Genomic DNA, 16157 nt, shown 5'->3' with positions numbered 1-16157 from the left:
AGCCTCCCGGATCACCCCAGCCCCGCCGCCAGCATCCCATCGCCGGCCACGGCGAATCCGGCCGTGGACGGGCGGACATAGCCGATCGGGTTGGGCCGCGGCTCGTTGCGGCCATACTGGATGAAATGGACCAGCGCCTGCTGCTGGTCGCTGCCGAAAGCGCGCTGGAGGTCGGGGTTGGCCATCAGATAGGCAAGCGCGTTGAATTGGGTCGGGCGCCCGGCCGCCTGTCCGGTCGACTGGTAATGGGCGGTGGCGGCCGCGGTGTCGGTGCCGAAGGTTGCTGCCAGATCCGGGTTGGCGGCCAGATAGCTCAGCGCGTCGAAGCCGGCGGCATCGCGCCGCGGCGTGTTGCCGTAGAGGACGACATAGAGCTTCACCTGCTGCTCGCTGCCCAGGAAGACGCTCAGCAGCTCCGGGTTGGCCAGCAGATAGTCGTGGGCGTTGAAGCTGGTGCTGCGGTTCTCCAGCCGGCCATAGCGGATGTAATGCTCCTCCGCCCGCACGGGATCGTTGCCGATGACGGCGGCGAGGTCGCGGTTGGCCGCCAGATAGGACAGCGCGTCGAAGCTGGTGCTGCGCCCCTCCCGCCGGCCGCTGGACAGGTAATGGCCGGCCGCCCGCGCGGTGTCGGTGCCGAAGGCGGCGGCGAGGTCGGGGTTGGCCGCCAGATAGGCCAGGCTGTCGAAGGTGATGCTGCGCCCCTCGGTCCGGCCGGCGGTCACGTAATGGCGGGCCGCCGCCGACGGGTCCAGCCCGAAGGCCGACGCCAGATCCGGGTTCGACACCAGATAGCCGTAGCCGTCGAACCGGGTGCTGCGCCCCTCCCGCTGGCCGCTGGACAGATAATGGCGGGTGGCGGCCGTGGTGTCGGTGCCGAAGACGGCGGCGAGGTCGGGGTTGGCGGCCAGATAGGCCAGCGGGTCGAAGCTGCCAGCCGCCCGCCCTTCCCGGCGGCCCAGGGTCAGGTAATGCCGGCTCGCCGCAGCGAGGTCGTAGCCGAAGGCCGCCACCAGATCGGGATTGGCGGCGAGGTAGGAGAGCGGGTCGAAGGACCGGGCCGCCCGCCCCTCCGCCCGGCCGGCGGACAGGTAATGTGCACGCGCCGCCGCGGCGTCGGTGCCGAAGACGGCGGCAAGGTCGGGGTTGGAGGCGAGATAGGCCAGCGGATCGAAGCCGGCCATGGTTTCGGCCAGCGTGGTTACCCGCAAGGTCACGGTCTGGCCGCTGACAGCCCCCTGGCTGTCGGTGACGGTGTAGGCGAAGGACCCCGGCGACGCCGGGGTGCCGGATGATGCCTGATAGGTCAGGCCGGCCAGATCGGCCACCCCCAGCGTCATCCCGGCCGTGACGGCGGTGCCGTTGGCGAGCCGGAGCGTGCCGGCGGACGGCAGGCGGACCAGCGTCACCGTCATGCTGTCGCCTTCGTCCGGGTCGCTCGGCCGGTCGATGCCGAGCGCGATGGCCGGCCCGGCCTCCAGGGCGGTCAGGGTCTTGTCGCCCTGGACGGCCGGCGGCCGGTTGGCCGGGCGCGAGGCTATGGTGAAGCCAATCCAGCGGCTCCACGCCACGCCGTTGTAGGCGCGCACCGACAGCTCGTCGATGCCGGGCAGGGTGGAAGCGGCGAAGGTGATGCCGGCGAAGGCCGCCGCGGTCAGCGGCACCACCGCGCCGGTCGCCTGGGCTGTCCCGCCGGCCATGATGGAGCCGGCGCCGTTGGTGTTGTCGACCAGCTCATACTGGGTGACGAGGCCGCCGGCCGGATCGGTCGCCGTGATCAGGCCGGCGATGGCGATGGAGGAGCCGATGGAAACCCGGCCGGCCCTGGCGGCGACCGCCGGAGGCAGCAGGCTGATGCGGGTGTCGGCGAACAGGGCGAATTCGACGTCGGTCAGCGTGTCGGTGCCCTCGCCGCCGCCGGAAATGGTGGCGCCGTCGGACGTGACGGTGACGGTGTAGGAGGACCGGCTGCCGTTGTAGACCGCGGTGTCGGTTCCGCCGCCGCCCTGCAGCGTGTCGTCGCCGGCCCCGCCGGTCAGCGTGTCGTCGCCCGCCCCGCCGGTCAGCAGGTTGTTGGCGCTGTTGCCGATCAGGATGTCGTTGCCGCTGCCGCCGATGGCGTTCTCGATGGTGACGCCGGTGGCGATCGACACATTGCCCACCGCCAGCCCGCCCGACCCGTTGGGGCCGATGGAACTGAAGGCTCCGGGGGTCAGGTCGATGCTGACGGCCGATGCCTGGCCGCCGGCATCGATGGTGTCGGTGCCGCCGGCATCCCAGATGGACTGGCTGACCGCGACCGTGTTGCTGGCGAAGGCATAGCGGTCGTCGCCGATGCGGGTGTTGGCGTTGGCGCCGTACAGGTACTGCGCCGCCGCGATGTCGTACAGCGCCGGCCCCGTCGCCAGCCCGTTCAGCCCCAGGCTGGGGTGCCTGTTGTAGGACATGAGGGTGTAGCGGTAATTGTCCTCGGCCGAGGACAGGTAGGGCGGTTCGCCCCCGCCGCCGGTGGCGTTGTAGTTGCCGGGATGCTTCAGCCCGATGGCATGCCCGATCTCGTGCAGGATGGTCAGGTAGCCGTAGGTTCCCGGCGTCGGGCTGGTGTTGGCGGCACTGCTGTTGGACAGGTAGATGTCGCCGCCGCCGTCATAGAGCGAGCCGCTCGGATAATAGGCGTAGGCGGCGCTGGAGCTTTGCCGGTTGGTGCCGAGGCGGATCGACCCGCCCTGCCCGCTGTTGGCGCTGTCGGAGGTCTCGACGAAGAAGATGTTGGCGACGGCGCTCCAGGCGGCCAATGCCTGACGCACGGCGTCGCGCTGCGTGGCGGACAGCGGCGCGAAACCGGTCCCGTCCGAGACGGTGGCGTAGGACGGCAGCTGCTCCATGAAGCTGTAGGTGACGGTTGCCCCGCTGCCGACGGCACCGCTGCCCCAGCGCGGCGTCCCCGTCGCCAGCAGGGCCGAGACGGTGGCGGAGGCGGCGCCCTGCGGAACCGAACCCTGCGGGTCCGGCGTTGCGGCAATCGGCGCGGCACTCCAGCCGGCGGCATTGCACAGCAGGCAGGAACAGGCAGGCACGGTGCCGGCCGGGGCGTCGGGCAGGTCGGAGATGGTGGTCGTCATGGACGGGAGCGGATCCGCGCCGCGGATCTGCGGCTCCGCCACTCTACAACCTTTCATTCCCCAATCGAAAGGGGAGGCAAACCCGGACCTTTTTTCTCACCGCCGGGCTTCGGGGGGGCAATCGGTGGATTATCCCTTCATCTTGAGATGGATCTTGGAGACCGGGAAATAGCGTCTGTGGACATAGATGGCCTGATTGGGCCTCAGGATGCCTTTCCACTCGCCGTAGATGTCGATGTCCTCATGTTCGATGCCATAGCGCTTGACCAGGACGGAATAGATGCTCTGGTCATGGCGATGGTTCTTATGGTCGCCGAAAATCGCACTTCTGATGCAGGCGTAGAGGAATCCCTCGTCCACATAGCGCTGGAACCGTCCGTTGGGCTTGTAGCCCTGGATTCCCGCGCATATCTGGTTGGCGTTCTTTTCCTCTTCGGACGCCCCCATGATCTTGAAGCAGAGATCATGCGTCCAGGTCTTGTTCTTGTGGGAATCGCCAACGACGAAGATGTGGTTCTTCTCGATCTTCTCGTAGATGTCCTTGATGTCCCGCACCAGCATCGCGCCGGAATCGAGATAGAAGATGTTGTCTCCGTAGGATGCCGCATCCTTGATGACGAAGGTCTTCCAGGCATACTGCTTGGGGGTGAGGAACTCGGGGTATATGTCGGACAACCAGGCCGGGAATTCCACGACCTGCACCTTGTGGCACCTGTTCAGCAAATCGACCTGTTCGCCTGAAAGACCGAGATTGTAGACGAGGATTCTGTCGATGGTGGAATCGCTCGTCGAATGAACAGTGCTGATCAGGAGAAGGCAGGATTCGTAGTAGGCGGAGTTGCAGCAGGTAACAAGGACATTCGACATCTTCAGCACTGCCCCGACACAGGAATTCTTCCGGAAAATTCGGCCGACATTATCAGAAATCTTGCGGCATCAGCAACCCGGCGGGTTGCCTTTCCTTTCGATGAGCTCCTCGAACACCGCTTCGATCCGGTCGACCGACCGGGCGACGGTGAAGTCGCGGGCGCGGTCGCGGCCGGACAGGGCCATGCGCAGCCAGGCATCGCGGTCCTTGACCAGGCTGCGCAGGCGGTCGGCAAGCGCCTCATGGTCCTCCGCCTTGAACAGCAGGCCGTCCACGCCGTCGCGCAGCACCTCGCCACTGCCGCCGGTGCCGGTGCCGACGACAGTCAGGCCGGCGGCCATCGCCTCCACCTGCGAGATGCCGAAGGGCTCCTGGAAGACGCTTGGGAAGACCAGCACGTTGCAGCGGGCGAACAGGTCGGACAGGCCGCGGCGGTCGAGGAAGCCGGTGAAGCGCACCTTGCCGGCCATGCCGTGGCGCTCGATGAAGTCACGGCAGCGGGCCGCCAGATCGGCGTCCGGCGCCTCCCCGGCGAAGGTGCAGTCGAAGTCGATGCCCTCGCGGTGCAGGATCGCAAGCGCGTTGATCAGCGTCTGCGGTCCCTTGTAGTTGACGAACAGGCTGGCGAAGGCGATGCGCAGCCGGTCGGTCGAGGGCATCGCCGCGCGGTGGAAGTAATCGACGCGGGCGCCGGGATGGATCACCGTGGCGGACAGGCCGTAGCCGCCGGCGGCAAGCCGGTCCGCCACCCAGCCGCTGGCCGGTCCGGCGCGGTAGAGGGGGGAGCGGGGAGCCGCCTCCGGCGCGTAGCCGGGATGCTGGTTGCCCAGGCAGTGCAGCACCGGGATGCCCATCTGCCGGGTCAGCGGGTCGAGAAACTCGGTTCCCACCAGATCGAGGTTGCCGACCAGACAGGCGTCGGCGCGGAAGTCGCGGGCGGTCTCCAGCACGCGGCGGATGTTGGCGCGGACCAGCGCGCTGCACTGGGCCGGATCGTCGTTGATGAGGGCGCGGCCGTCCTTCCAGGTGCCATAGAGGGTCAGCGAACGGTCGACATGCGCCTCGATATCCTCGGTTCCGGCCATGCCGGGCCGGGCGAGTTCGGGCACGTCGGCGGTCAGCACCGTCACCGCATGGCCGCGGCGGATCAGTTCGGCCGAGAACTCCCACAGCTTGCGGCCATAGCCGCCGAACTCCTGCGGCGGGAACAGGTTGGTGACCACCAGGATGCGGCGCGGCCGGCCGGTCGACGGGGCGGTCGCCTGCCGGAACAGGCCGAGGTAGCGCTCCAGCCCCGGATGGCCGCCGGTGGCGGCGGCGACGGCGGTGGCGTCCAAATCCGGAACCGGATCCGCGGTTCCGGCAAGACGGGCGGCGCGCCGGGCCTCGCAGAGATAGACGAATGCCTCCAGCGCGCGCCCCGCCGCCGCACACAGGCGGGCCAGCCCGGCAAGCGCATCCGGCTGCTGGCGGTCCAGCCCGATGGCGCCCAGCAGAAACCGTTCCGCCAGGGTGTTCTCGCCGAAACGGGCGGCCAGACGGGCGGCGCCGACCATCTGGTCGGCGGTCCGCAACATCGGCTCCAGCGCCGCGAGGCGCGCGCGCCGCAGATCCGGCGCCAGTCCCGCCGCCAGATCCGGATCGGACAGCGAGCGCCCGGCATAGCGCAGGGCGTCGGCGCACTGGAACAGGATGCCGCCGGGTTCGGTGGGCACGAAGCCCCAACCGGCCAGATGGGCGGATGCCGCGGCATGGTCGCGCGCCGAGGCAGTAGGACAGAGGACGAAGGCGCCGGACAGCCGGGCCATCCGGCGGTCGGCTTCGGCCCTGTCGGAACCGGCACCCGGCCAGGGCAGCAGCGTCACCGCATCGTCCCGCACCCGGTCGGGGGATGGCGGCAGCGGCAGGGCAACCGGGTCGGCCTCGGCGTCCGGTGCGGCGCCCGGTGCGGCGAAGGCCACCCGCGGCAGATCGCGGGCCATGAGGCGCAGATCGGCGGCGAAGCCGTCCTCCGCGGCGGCATGGACGGTCAGCCGCGACGCGGTCAGCTGCAGCCGCTGCAATGCCTCGTAGGCGGCGAGGCGGCAGCGGAAGCCGGCGCTCCGGGCCGGCAGGACCGACAGCCCGCGCCGCTCCCCGCGCACCTCCAGCGCCGGATCGACGCGGTCGTCCAACACCGCGGCGTAGAACTGGGCGCATTTGACCCGTGGGCTGTGGAATTCCAGCAGATGCGCCTGTCCGGCCCGGCGGATCGCCATCGCCTGATCCGGGTGGTCGAGGTAATGGCGGGCCATCTCCACCAGTTCGCCGGGCGACCGGTAGGTCGCGAGATGGCGGCCGGGGGTGAAGCAGCGCTCCAGGCCGGCGTCGGCCGACAGCGCATCGGTCAGCAGGAAGCCGCCGGCGCCCAGCGCCTCGAAGACGCGCAGGTTGAGGTCGCCGTTCAGCGAGACGTTCAGCGTGATCTGCGATCCGGCATAGATGTCGGCCGCCATTTCCGGCGGCGCCCGCATCGCGGTCAGCGGCAGCCCGGCTTCCGCCAGCCGGTCCAGCACATGACGCCGCCAGGGATGGAAGGCGCCGACCTGGCCGACGAAGGTGAGGGGACGGTCGGGGACTGCGGGAATGTCGCGCCGGCGCAGCGCATAATCCACCGCCGGGATCCAATAGACGCGGTCGAACCCCGCCTCCAGGAAGGCATGGCCATGCTGGCGGGTGTGGTCGAGAACCACCGCGTCGAAGCTCTCCATCGCGCCATAGGCCAGCAGCGTGCGCAGCGGGCCGGCGAAATGATGGGTGTCGCCGACCAGCAGAACCTTGGTGCCCGGCAGCCGGTCCAGGCCGCGGGGAAGGTTGCGCCGGGTGGCGTCGGCCTTCACCACGATCAGCTCCGGACGCTGGTGCGCCGGCAGCCGGGCGACGACGGCCGCCAGATCGTATTCACCGGGCGGGGTGTTCAGCGAGGCGAAACCGTCGCCGGTTTCCACCGTCGGGCAGTCGGGCCCGCAGAACACCTCGCGCTCCGAGAACAGCGGCCGGCGGTAATAGTCGGGCGTGGCAAGGCAGCAGAACAGCGTGCGGGGAGCGTCGGCTGCCGGCTGCGGGAGGATGGAGGCGGCTTGCGTGTGCGGCGGCATGCGGAGGTCTCGGACGCGGGTTGGGAAACGGCGGACCCCATGCCCGCCGCGCCATGGGCCGGAATCAGGAGGCCGGCGGTTCCCCCCAGCCAGGGACGGTGTCCGCGCCGACCAGCGGACGGCGGAAGCCGCCGCCGGCGATCTCCGCCCGGATCCGGTCGGGGGTCATCGACACCACCCGCTCATACTCGGCGGTGTTGTGGGCGTACCAGGGGTTTTCCGTCACCGAATTGGCCGACCGCGCATGGCTGAGATGGAGCAGCGGCCCCAGCGTGCGCTCCACCCGCTCGCCCAGCAGTTCCAGGCGGCGGTAGATCTCGAAATCCTCCCAGCCCCAGGAGACGAATTTCTCGTTGAAGCCGCCGAGCCGGTCGAATACCCGGCGGGCGAAGAAGACCGAGCCGCCGTAGGAGTTCTTGTAGAGCATCTCGTTGCGCGGATCGAACAGGTCGATCTGGTTCACCGCCAGCGTCCGCTCCACGCCGGGCACGAAGTCGGGGGCGACGTCGAAGAACAGGCCGTTGAACGGGCAGGCGAGCGCCGCACCGTCATGGACGGCCTGCCGGGCCAGCACATACTGGGTCGGCTCCACCAGCACGTCGGTGTCCTGCACGACCAGGACCGGCGTGGCCGCGGCCGCCGCCATGACGTTGATCTGCTTGGCCTTGTGCGTGTAGGGGCTGTCGTTGCCGGTCAGGTGGACATAGCCGTAGTCGGCGGACCCCAGCCCCAGTTCGGCCATGATGCCGGGCACGTCCTGGCGCTCCGGATTGTCCTCGCAGATCAGGATGTTGGTGTCCAGATACCGCCGCAGATAGGTGACCAGGATGCGCAGGTTGCGCCTGCGGTCCGGGGATTCGATCCGGCAGGGCACCAGGAAGGTGACGTCGCGCAAATCCAGCCGTCCGCCGCGGCGCAGCGGCTCGCGCAGGGCCTGGTGGCGGGAGGCGAGCGACAGGGCATGGTCGAGCTGGGCGGCCAGCCCCTCATCGTTCGGCAGCAGCGCCGCCGCGGTCTCGTAACAGTCGACCGCGGTCCCCCAGCGGCCGGTCCACTGCATCATCTCGCCCAGCCGGATATGGGCCTGCGGACGGTCGGGCCATTTGGCCAGGACCTTGCGGTAGGTGGCCGCCGCCGCCCCCAGCCTGCCCTGCATCTGCTGGGCGTAGCCCAGGTTCGACATCGCCTCCGGCTGGTCGGGCACCGCCGCGAGGATGCTCTCGTAGACGGTCTCGGCCTCGGCCAGCCGTCCGGCATGATGGTGCTCGACGGCGATGCGGAAGGCTTCTTCGAGGGTCGGCATGAAAGCTCCGTCGGGGCAATCCATCTGCCGGGCCGTTCGGGCGCGGTCAGGACGGCCGCTTACTTACCGCAGCCACAATCGCGATGCACGGCCGAAGACAGGCTGGCGGACCGCTGTCCCCCGCTCCTCACAGGCCGTATGCCCGCAGGATTTCGTCCCGCTTCGCGCTGTAGGGGCTGTTGCCGTGCTTTCCGGCGAGCGCGCCGGTCAGGACGAGCGGAAGCACGTCGGGGGCACGCGGCGGCAGGACGCTGTCCGGCCAGGCGGCGTGCGTCATCTCGCTCCCCAGCAGCTGCGCCGCGCGTTCGACGCAGGCGAACAGGGCGACCTGGTCGATCATCCAGATGTAGCAGCGGGCGAAGTTGGTCTGCAGGAAGTCCGCGATCATCAGCAGCGTCAGATAGCCGCTGCGGCTGTGGCGGAAATAGACGAAGGAGGCGTTGTAGCGGCTGCACAGCGGCTCGCCGCGATAGTCGGTGTGGGCGACGTCGGCGGCCCCGGCGAGCCTGACGATGTCCTCCGGCTTCTCGCGGAACAGCACGTCGGCATCGCAGACGATCACGTCGGCCTTGTGCAGCAGCATCGCCTCCGCGGCGATGAGGAAGCGGGAGGACGCGTAGTAGGGCTTGTCGATGGCCTCCCCCCGCAGCGCCCAGCGCTCGTGCGAGAAGGTGACCGGCATGGCGCCGATGATGCCCCGCAGCCGCTCGATCAGCTGGGCGACCTCCGCATCGCCGTTGACGATGTGGTAGTGCACGGCCACCGCCGACCCGAGCGCGTGGAGGTTCAGGATCTGCGCTGCGGCGTAGCGCTTGAAATAGGCGCCGTCCACCGACACCAGCACCACATGCCGGCCGGCCGGGGTGAAGGGCGGCGCCGCATCCGCCTTGGCCACAGCCTGGGCCGCCCGGCGGAAGGACAGGGACGACAGGTCGATGACGCAGAGCCCGTCGCTTGCGTATTTTCCCTGCCGGAACAGGGCTTCGCCGAGCCAGAGATGGAAGATGGCGTTCGGGCAGCCGGCCGCGGCGCGGCCATGGGCCTCCGCCAGATCGGGGCGGCCGGCCTCGTTGAACAGGAAGGACAGGTTGGCATGGATCTGCGGCCGCAGGGGGGATGGCGCCGCCCGTTCCAGCGCCCGGCCGAGCAGGTCGATGCCCTGCCGGGGGATGGCCGGGTCGCGTTCGAGGACCCCCATGCCGGCATAGGCCAGCCGGTGCGCCAGGGCGAGATACAGGGCCTCGTCATCGGGCCGGCAGCCGATCAGCGCGTCGGCAAGCCGCTCCTTCTCCGCCCCGTCGCCGATCCGGGAAATCAGCAGCGCCATGATGTCGTAGAGGCGCTGACGGTCGCCGGCGGCCTCGATGGCGCAAAGCTCGCGGTCGAGGGCGGCATGGTCGATTGCGCAGGCCGCGGCGATGCCGCCGATCACCTGCCGGAACTTCTGCTGATCCATGCACAAACCCGCCTGCGTTAAGGTGCGTGTCGAAGCCTGGAGTCTGTCTGATGCTTATTGAAGCGCCAGACAGACTCCAGGCTTTTGGTTTTCCGTGTGAGTCACGCTTCAAGCGATTCCGCTTGAACCGATCACACTCTAAGGCCGAAGAGGGCTCTTTGCCCTGCTCCCACCGACGATGCAAGAGCCCCTCGCTCCGGTGCCGGCACCAATGCCGAAGGCCGGCGCCGGATGTCGGGGCCGCCGGTCACAGGGCGTCCAGCCCGCGCAGAAGGTCGATCAGCCGGTGGGCGGCGGAACGCCAGCTGAAATGCTCCAGCAGATGCTCGCGGGCGGAAAGCCGGGTGCCGTCGGGATCGGCGATGACCGCGCGCAGCAGCCGGGCGGCGGCGTCCTCGTCGGGGGTCCACCAGTCCCGGCCGCGGTAGCCGTCCAGGGCGGGGGTGACGCGGCTGGGAATCATGTGGGCGACCCGGCTGTCCAGGTAGGCGCGATAGGCGCTGTGGTCCGGAGCCAGCAGGGTCAGCCCCATGGCGCCGGCCTGCGCCATCGGCAGGTCCCAGCCCTCGCCATGCGACATGCTCCAGTAATGGGTGGCGGTGGCGTGGAGCGACATCATCTCCGCATCCGACAACATGCCCTCGATCAGGAACAGAGGGGCTGCCTGCTCCAGTGTCCGGCCGGTCTCCGCCGTCAGCCGGACCAGAAGATCGCGGATGCTGTCGGACGCCCCTCCCCCCTTGCCGGCCTTCAGCAGCAGGGCGGCGCCATCCTCCGCCCGCGTCGTGCGCAGCCACACCCGCAGCAGCCCCTCCAGGTTCTTGCGGCTGTTGAGGTCGGAGATGTTGAGGATGCGCACCGGATAGTCGGCCAGCCGGCGCCCGTTCAAACCCCGGAGGGTGGCGGGCGCCACCCGGCCGGGTTCCAGCGGTTCCACCCCCTCCGGGCAGACGTGGACGCGGCCGGCCGGGTGGCCGGCATTGAGCCATGCCTGGCGGGAGGAGTCGGTGGCGACGACGACATGGTCGTGGCGCCGGCTGTGCGTCGCCCACAGGGGCGGAATGTCGAGCGCCTCGAACACGGTGTAATTGATCGTCTTCAGGTTTGGCACCGCCTCGACCACCAGCGGCGTGGTGAAGCTCAGCACCGCCTTGGCCCGCACCGGCCGGTCGAGCGTGTGAAGAAGCGGATCGATCTGGTCGTCGGGCAGATTGTCGACATCGCCATGGTTCAGGTCGACCAGCCGGACCCGCACTCCGGCATCGACCAGATGGCGGACGAACTGGCGGACCTTGTGGGCATAACCGCTGCTGTCGCGGAAGGCACCGCGCACCACCAGCCCCGGCGGCAGCGACGGGTCGGCGGCATCGCGGGCGATCCCGCGGGCGGTGGCGACGCGCTCCAGCGCCCGGCGCAGCCGGGATGCGAAGGCGCCACCCGCCTCCAGGACGGCGGCGCGGCGCAAAATCCGTTCGGCCTCGTCCAGCCGCCCACGGGCGAGCGCTTCGCTTCCCAAAGCGATCGACGTCACGCCGCAGTTGGGGTCCAACTCCAGCTTGCGGCGGAAATGCGCGATGGCCTCGTCGAGCCGCCCCGAATCCTGCAAGGCGCGCGCCTGGTTGAAGAGGGCGGGGGCAAGGGTGGGGGCCAGCAGGAGCGACCGCGCCATCAGTGCAATCCCCTCCGCCTCGCAGCCGGAACGGCGCATTTGCAGCCCCAGCAGATGCAGGGAATGCGGCTCGGCCGGCTCCACCGCCAGGACGTCTCGGTAGAGCGCCGCCGCGCGCTCCGGCTGGCCGCCGTTGTGGAGGGCGACGGCCTCGGTCAGGATATCGTGGATGGAAGGCATGGCCTGTCTGGAAAAACCGGGATCACGGCGCCGGTGCCGTCACCGGCATCGGTCGGGGAGGCTGGCGGGGGAGCTGGTGGGAGGCCGTGGAGGCCGGCGTTCAATCGAGGGACGGCTCCGGCGTCTTGCCTGACTCGCGCACCGGGCCTGACTCGCGCACCGGGCTGCGCATCGGGTTCTTGGGATCGAACAGGCCGAGGCGTTGCAGGGTCTGTGCGAAGCCTTCGGTCAGCATGGTGATGCGGTCGCTGATCTCCGCGATCTCGCGGGCGGAGATGACGGGAGCGTCGGTGGAGATGCGGCCGTGGGCGCGGTAGTTCAGGCGGATGGCGACATCGTCGGTCTCACCCTGGATCCAGGAGCCGTGCAGGATCTTGTTGCGCTCCCGCCCCAGCTCCAGCGCCTCGTCGCAGCGGGCGATCAGGGCCTTGGCCTCGTCCGCGGGCAGGCGCAGGCCGGCGATGGACTTCAGCGCGTCGAAGCGCGCCTTGACCTGCATGTTGGAGGCAATTGGCAGGAAATCGGTGTGATCGGTGCCGAGAAGGCGCGAGATGCACAGCGAAACCATGTCTTCCAACTGCGCCCAGGACACGGCGATCATGCCGATCGCACAGTACATCTTCACGCTGAGGGGGCCCAGCCGGACCGTCCGCGTCGTCATAGGCCACCCTTGGCATCCTCGCCCCGCCGCCGGGGCACGGGACCGAAAATAGGCTTTCCCGGCGGTATGGGAAAGCCGTCATTGCGCGGCTTGCAGTTGACAGGCCCCCGCGATCCATAGGATGCACTGGCCGCTGCACATGGGGCACGCGCGCAGGGTCCGCCCCGTCCCGTCACCGCCGACGCGCATCATCGGTCACGCAAAGGTATTCCGCCCATGGATTCCCAGGCCACCTCCGCCCCCTCGCTGCACGGCTGCCTCACCGCCGCCATCGATGTCCTGCGGCGCACCATGGACAGCCTGGATCCGGCGCGGGTCGAGGCGGCGGTCGATGCGGTCGCCACCGCGCTGGGCGCCAACCGGGCGCTGCTGGTCTGCGGCAACGGCGGCTCGGCGTCGGATGCCCAGCACATCACCGGCGAACTGGTCGGCCGCTTCCTGAAGGAGCGCCGCGGGCTGAAGGCGATCTGCCTCAGCTCCAACGCGGCCGTCCTGACCGCCTGGAGCAACGACTATTCCTACGACAGCGTCTTCGCCCGCCAGACCGAGGCCTATGGCGAACCGGGCGGCGTCCTGCTGGGCATCTCCACCAGCGGCAACTCGCGCAACGTGATCGCCGCCTTCGAGGTGGCGAAGCGGCTGGGCATGACCACCATCGCCATGACCGGCGAGGGCGGCGGCAAGATGGCTGCCTTGAGCGACATCCTGCTGGACGTGCCGTCGCGCTCCACCCCGCTGATCCAGCAGGTCCACATCTGCCTGTACCATTACCTGTGCGAACAGGTCGAAGCCCGGCTCGCCTGAGCGCGTTCATGACCGCCCCCGTTCAGGAAACACTCAAGCGGCAGGCGCTGGAGGCTTTCAACGCCGGGCGCCTGGAGGAAGCGGCGGCGCATTGCCGCGCTCTGCTGGCGCAGGACGGCACGGCCGCCGACGTCTGGAACAACCTGGGCGTCATCCTGTCCGACCTGAACCAGCCCGACGGGGCGGCGGCGGCGCTGCGCAAGTCCCTGGTCCTGCGGCCGGAGTACGACAAGCCCTGGGTCGGGCTGGGCAGCAGCGCCTACGGTGCCAACCGGCTGGACGAGGCGGTCCGGCGCTGGACCCGGGCGATTGCCGCCAATCCGCGGCAGGACACCGGCGTCTGGTTCAATCTGGGCGTCACCCACCAGATGCGCGGCAATGCCGATGCGGCGGCCCTGTGCTTCGACCAGGCCGAACGGCTGTCTCCCGCCGACCCGCTGATCGCCAGCCAGCGGCTGCTGTGCCTGAACTACCTGGATCTGTCCGGCGAGCGCCTGTTGGCCGAACACCGGCGCTTCGACGAGCGGTTCGGCCGGCAGGACGGCCGGCTGCCGGCGGCGGCCCCGCACGCCAACCGGCCCGATCCGGAGAAGCGGCTGCGCATCGGCTATCTGTCGGTCGAGTTCCGCGAGCATCTGGGAGCCTATTTCCTGACGCCCCTGTTCGAGGCGGCCGACCGCGGCCGCTTCGAGATCGTCTGCTATTCGATCCTGCCGGACACCCATGCCGACGCCCACACCGCCCGCTTCAAGGCGCAGGCCGACGGCTGGCGCACCGTGGGCCATCTGGACGACGAGGCGCTGGCGGCGCAGATCCGTGCCGACGGCATCGACATCCTGGTCGACCTCGCCGGCCATTCGGGGCTGAACCGGCTGCCGATGCTGGCCCGGCGCCCGGCGCCGGTGCAGGTGACCTGGCTGGGCTATCCCAACGGCACCGGCATGGATTCGGTCGACTACCGCATCGTCGATCCGATCAGCGACCCGGTCGGCCCGACCGACACCCATGCGGCGGAAATGCTGGTCCGGCTGCCCGCCCCCTTCCTGTGCTTCCGCCCGCCGGCCTCCGCCCCGCCGGTGGTTCCGCTGCCGGCAGGCGCCAGCGGAACCGTCACGTTCGGGTCCTTCAACAAGCTGTCGAAGATCACCGACGGCACCGTCGCGCTGTGGGCCGAGGTTCTGCGGCGGGTGCCGGACTCCCGCCTGCTGCTGAAGGACCGGCCGCTGTCCGACCCCGGCACCGCGGCGGCAATGCGCGCGCGCTTCGCCGCTGCCGGCATCGACCCGGCCCGGCTCGACCTTGTCGGCTTCATCAAGGATGCCGCCGGCCATCTGGCCGCCTACAACCGCATCGACATCGCGCTGGACCCGCATCCCTACAACGGCACCATCACCACCTGCGACACGCTGTGGATGGGGGCGCCGCTGGTAACGCTGGCGGGCAGCCGGCATGCTGCCCGCGTCGGCGCCAGCCTGATGGCCGCCGTCGGCCTGCCCGAACTGGTCGCCGGCACCCCCGAGCAATACGCGGCCATCGCCGCCGGTCTGGCCGGCGACCTGACCCGGCTGATGCGGCTGCGCATGGGCATGCGCGAGCGGCTGCGGGCATCGGCGCTGTGCGACGAGGGGCGCTTCATGCGCAATCTGGAAACCGCCTACCGGCTGATATGGCAGCGCTGGTGCGATCGGCGCCGGTCGGACAGTCGGTCCACAGGCGGCTGATCCACAGGCTGCCGATTTACAGGCGGCTGGCCGCCGATGCGGAAACGGTCGCCCAGGGCGTGCAGCCTCGGCTTGTCGGCGAAGATCTCCACGAAGCGGTCGCAGAGGAGGCCCAGCGCCGGAAGGGAGGCTTCGTTCCACGGCAAGGGGCGGCACGGTAGCCGTCCGCGGCGGCGGGAGGAACCGGCCTGTCCGCACCTGCCCTGCCCCCTGCCCTGCCTGGGCCGCCCTGCCTGCCCCTTGCTTGACAAGCCCGCCCTCCGGCTTCTACCGATAGCGCCGTCTTGCCCTTCCACCACACCGGACCGCCGCGATGAGCGAAGCGCCGTCTTCTTCCCCCGCCCCCGACACCGCGTCCGCGGTGCACAGCGGGTCGGCCGACCGCTTCGGCTATGAGTGGGGCCGCTATGCCGAGCTGAAAGGTATCTACGAAGAGCAGTTCCGCCGCTGGACACCTTTCCTCAAGCCGGAGGACTGGCGCGGCCTGACCTTCGTCGACGTCGGCTGCGGCATGGGGCGCAACAGCCATTGGCCGATGAGCTACGGTGCCGCCGGCGGGCTGGCCATCGACATCGACGAGCGCAGCCTTGCCTCGGCCCGCACCACGCTGGCGCCGCATCCGGCGATGGAGGTGCGGCGCCAGAGCGCCTATGAGCTGAACGAGGTTGAGCGCTTCGACCTCGCCTTCTCCATCGGGGTCATCCACCATCTGGCCCATCCGGAAACGGCGCTCGCCAACATGGCGCGTGCGGTGAAACCCGGCGGACGGGTGATGGTCTGGGTCTATGGCCGCGAGAACAACGGCTGGATCGTCCACTTCGCCGACCCGCTGCGCAAGGCGCTGTTCAGCCGCCTGCCGATCGGGCTGGTGCATGCGCTGTCCCTGCCGCCGACCGCCCTGCTGTGGCTGGCCTTGCGGCTGGGGCTGGACCGGCTGGAGTATTTCCGCCTGATCCGCCGCTTCGACTTCGCGCATCTGCGCTCCATCGTCTTCGACCAGATGCTGCCGAAGATCGCCAACTACTGGCGCCGTGACGAGGTTGAGGCGCTGATGAAGGGCGCCGGGCTGGAGGACGTGCAGCTCGCCTGGGTCAACGAGATCTCCTGGGCGGCCATCGGCCGGAGGCCGCGGGGATAAGGTTCCGGAGGCCGCAGGAATAGGTTCCGGAGGCCACAGGGGTAAGATCAAAGAAATGAAGAAGTCAGCCCTTTATTGCTGACGGCCGGGGTCTTGGG

General features: G+C 69.5%; 10 protein-coding genes. 3 read left to right on the top strand and 7 right to left on the bottom strand.

Annotated features, from left to right (window positions below; all coding sequences use genetic code 11):
- Positions 1–11: 11 nt before the first annotated feature.
- From VH569_RS27305 to VH569_RS27275, 7 genes are all read right to left on the bottom strand, one after another.
- Positions 12–3122 (bottom strand): M10 family metallopeptidase C-terminal domain-containing protein, encoded by a 3111-nt coding sequence (locus VH569_RS27305; RefSeq protein ID WP_423319487.1) that lies wholly within the window; start codon positions 3120–3122, stop codon positions 12–14.
- Between the two features lie 129 nt (positions 3123–3251).
- Positions 3252–3989: a hypothetical protein gene (locus VH569_RS27300; protein WP_423319486.1), complete on the bottom strand. Its 738-nt coding sequence runs from the start codon at positions 3987–3989 to the stop codon at positions 3252–3254.
- Between the two features lie 69 nt (positions 3990–4058).
- On the bottom strand, positions 4059–7127 hold the full coding sequence (locus VH569_RS27295; protein WP_423319484.1) for a glycosyltransferase family protein: 3069 nt from the start codon (positions 7125–7127) through the stop codon (positions 4059–4061).
- Between the two features lie 64 nt (positions 7128–7191).
- Positions 7192–8430 carry a tetratricopeptide repeat protein gene (locus VH569_RS27290; RefSeq protein ID WP_423319482.1) on the bottom strand — a complete coding sequence of 413 codons (1239 nt, stop codon included), beginning with the start codon at positions 8428–8430 and terminating at the stop codon, positions 7192–7194.
- Positions 8431–8557: 127 nt separating this feature from the next.
- On the bottom strand, positions 8558–9886 hold the full coding sequence (locus VH569_RS27285) for a hypothetical protein (RefSeq protein WP_423319481.1): 1329 nt from the start codon (positions 9884–9886) through the stop codon (positions 8558–8560).
- Positions 9887–10133: 247 nt separating this feature from the next.
- A complete protein-coding gene (locus tag VH569_RS27280) occupies positions 10134–11735 on the bottom strand; it encodes a tetratricopeptide repeat protein (RefSeq protein ID WP_423319479.1) in 1602 nt (533 codons plus the stop codon).
- A gap of 100 nt (positions 11736–11835) precedes the next feature.
- Positions 11836–12396 (bottom strand): hypothetical protein, encoded by a 561-nt coding sequence (locus tag VH569_RS27275; RefSeq protein WP_423319477.1) that lies wholly within the window; start codon positions 12394–12396, stop codon positions 11836–11838.
- A 216-nt stretch (positions 12397–12612) separates the two neighbouring features.
- On the opposite strand from VH569_RS27275, the gene VH569_RS27270 reads away from it, so the two are divergent.
- From VH569_RS27270 to VH569_RS27260, 3 genes are all read left to right on the top strand, one after another.
- Positions 12613–13200, top strand: a complete 588-nt coding sequence (locus VH569_RS27270) for a D-sedoheptulose-7-phosphate isomerase (protein WP_098734555.1) — start codon at positions 12613–12615, stop codon at positions 13198–13200.
- 8 nt (positions 13201–13208) lie between these two features.
- Positions 13209–14921 carry a tetratricopeptide repeat protein gene (locus tag VH569_RS27265; protein ID WP_395453870.1) on the top strand — a complete coding sequence of 571 codons (1713 nt, stop codon included), beginning with the start codon at positions 13209–13211 and terminating at the stop codon, positions 14919–14921.
- A gap of 313 nt (positions 14922–15234) precedes the next feature.
- Positions 15235–16059 (top strand): class I SAM-dependent methyltransferase, encoded by an 825-nt coding sequence (locus VH569_RS27260; RefSeq protein ID WP_423319475.1) that lies wholly within the window; start codon positions 15235–15237, stop codon positions 16057–16059.
- Positions 16060–16157: the final 98 nt, after the last annotated feature.

Source organism: Azospirillum sp. 11R-A (assembly GCF_049472615.1).
In the GTDB taxonomy this organism is placed as follows: domain Bacteria; phylum Pseudomonadota; class Alphaproteobacteria; order Azospirillales; family Azospirillaceae; genus Azospirillum; species Azospirillum palustre.
This window is presented reverse-complemented; position numbering and strand designations above follow the sequence as displayed.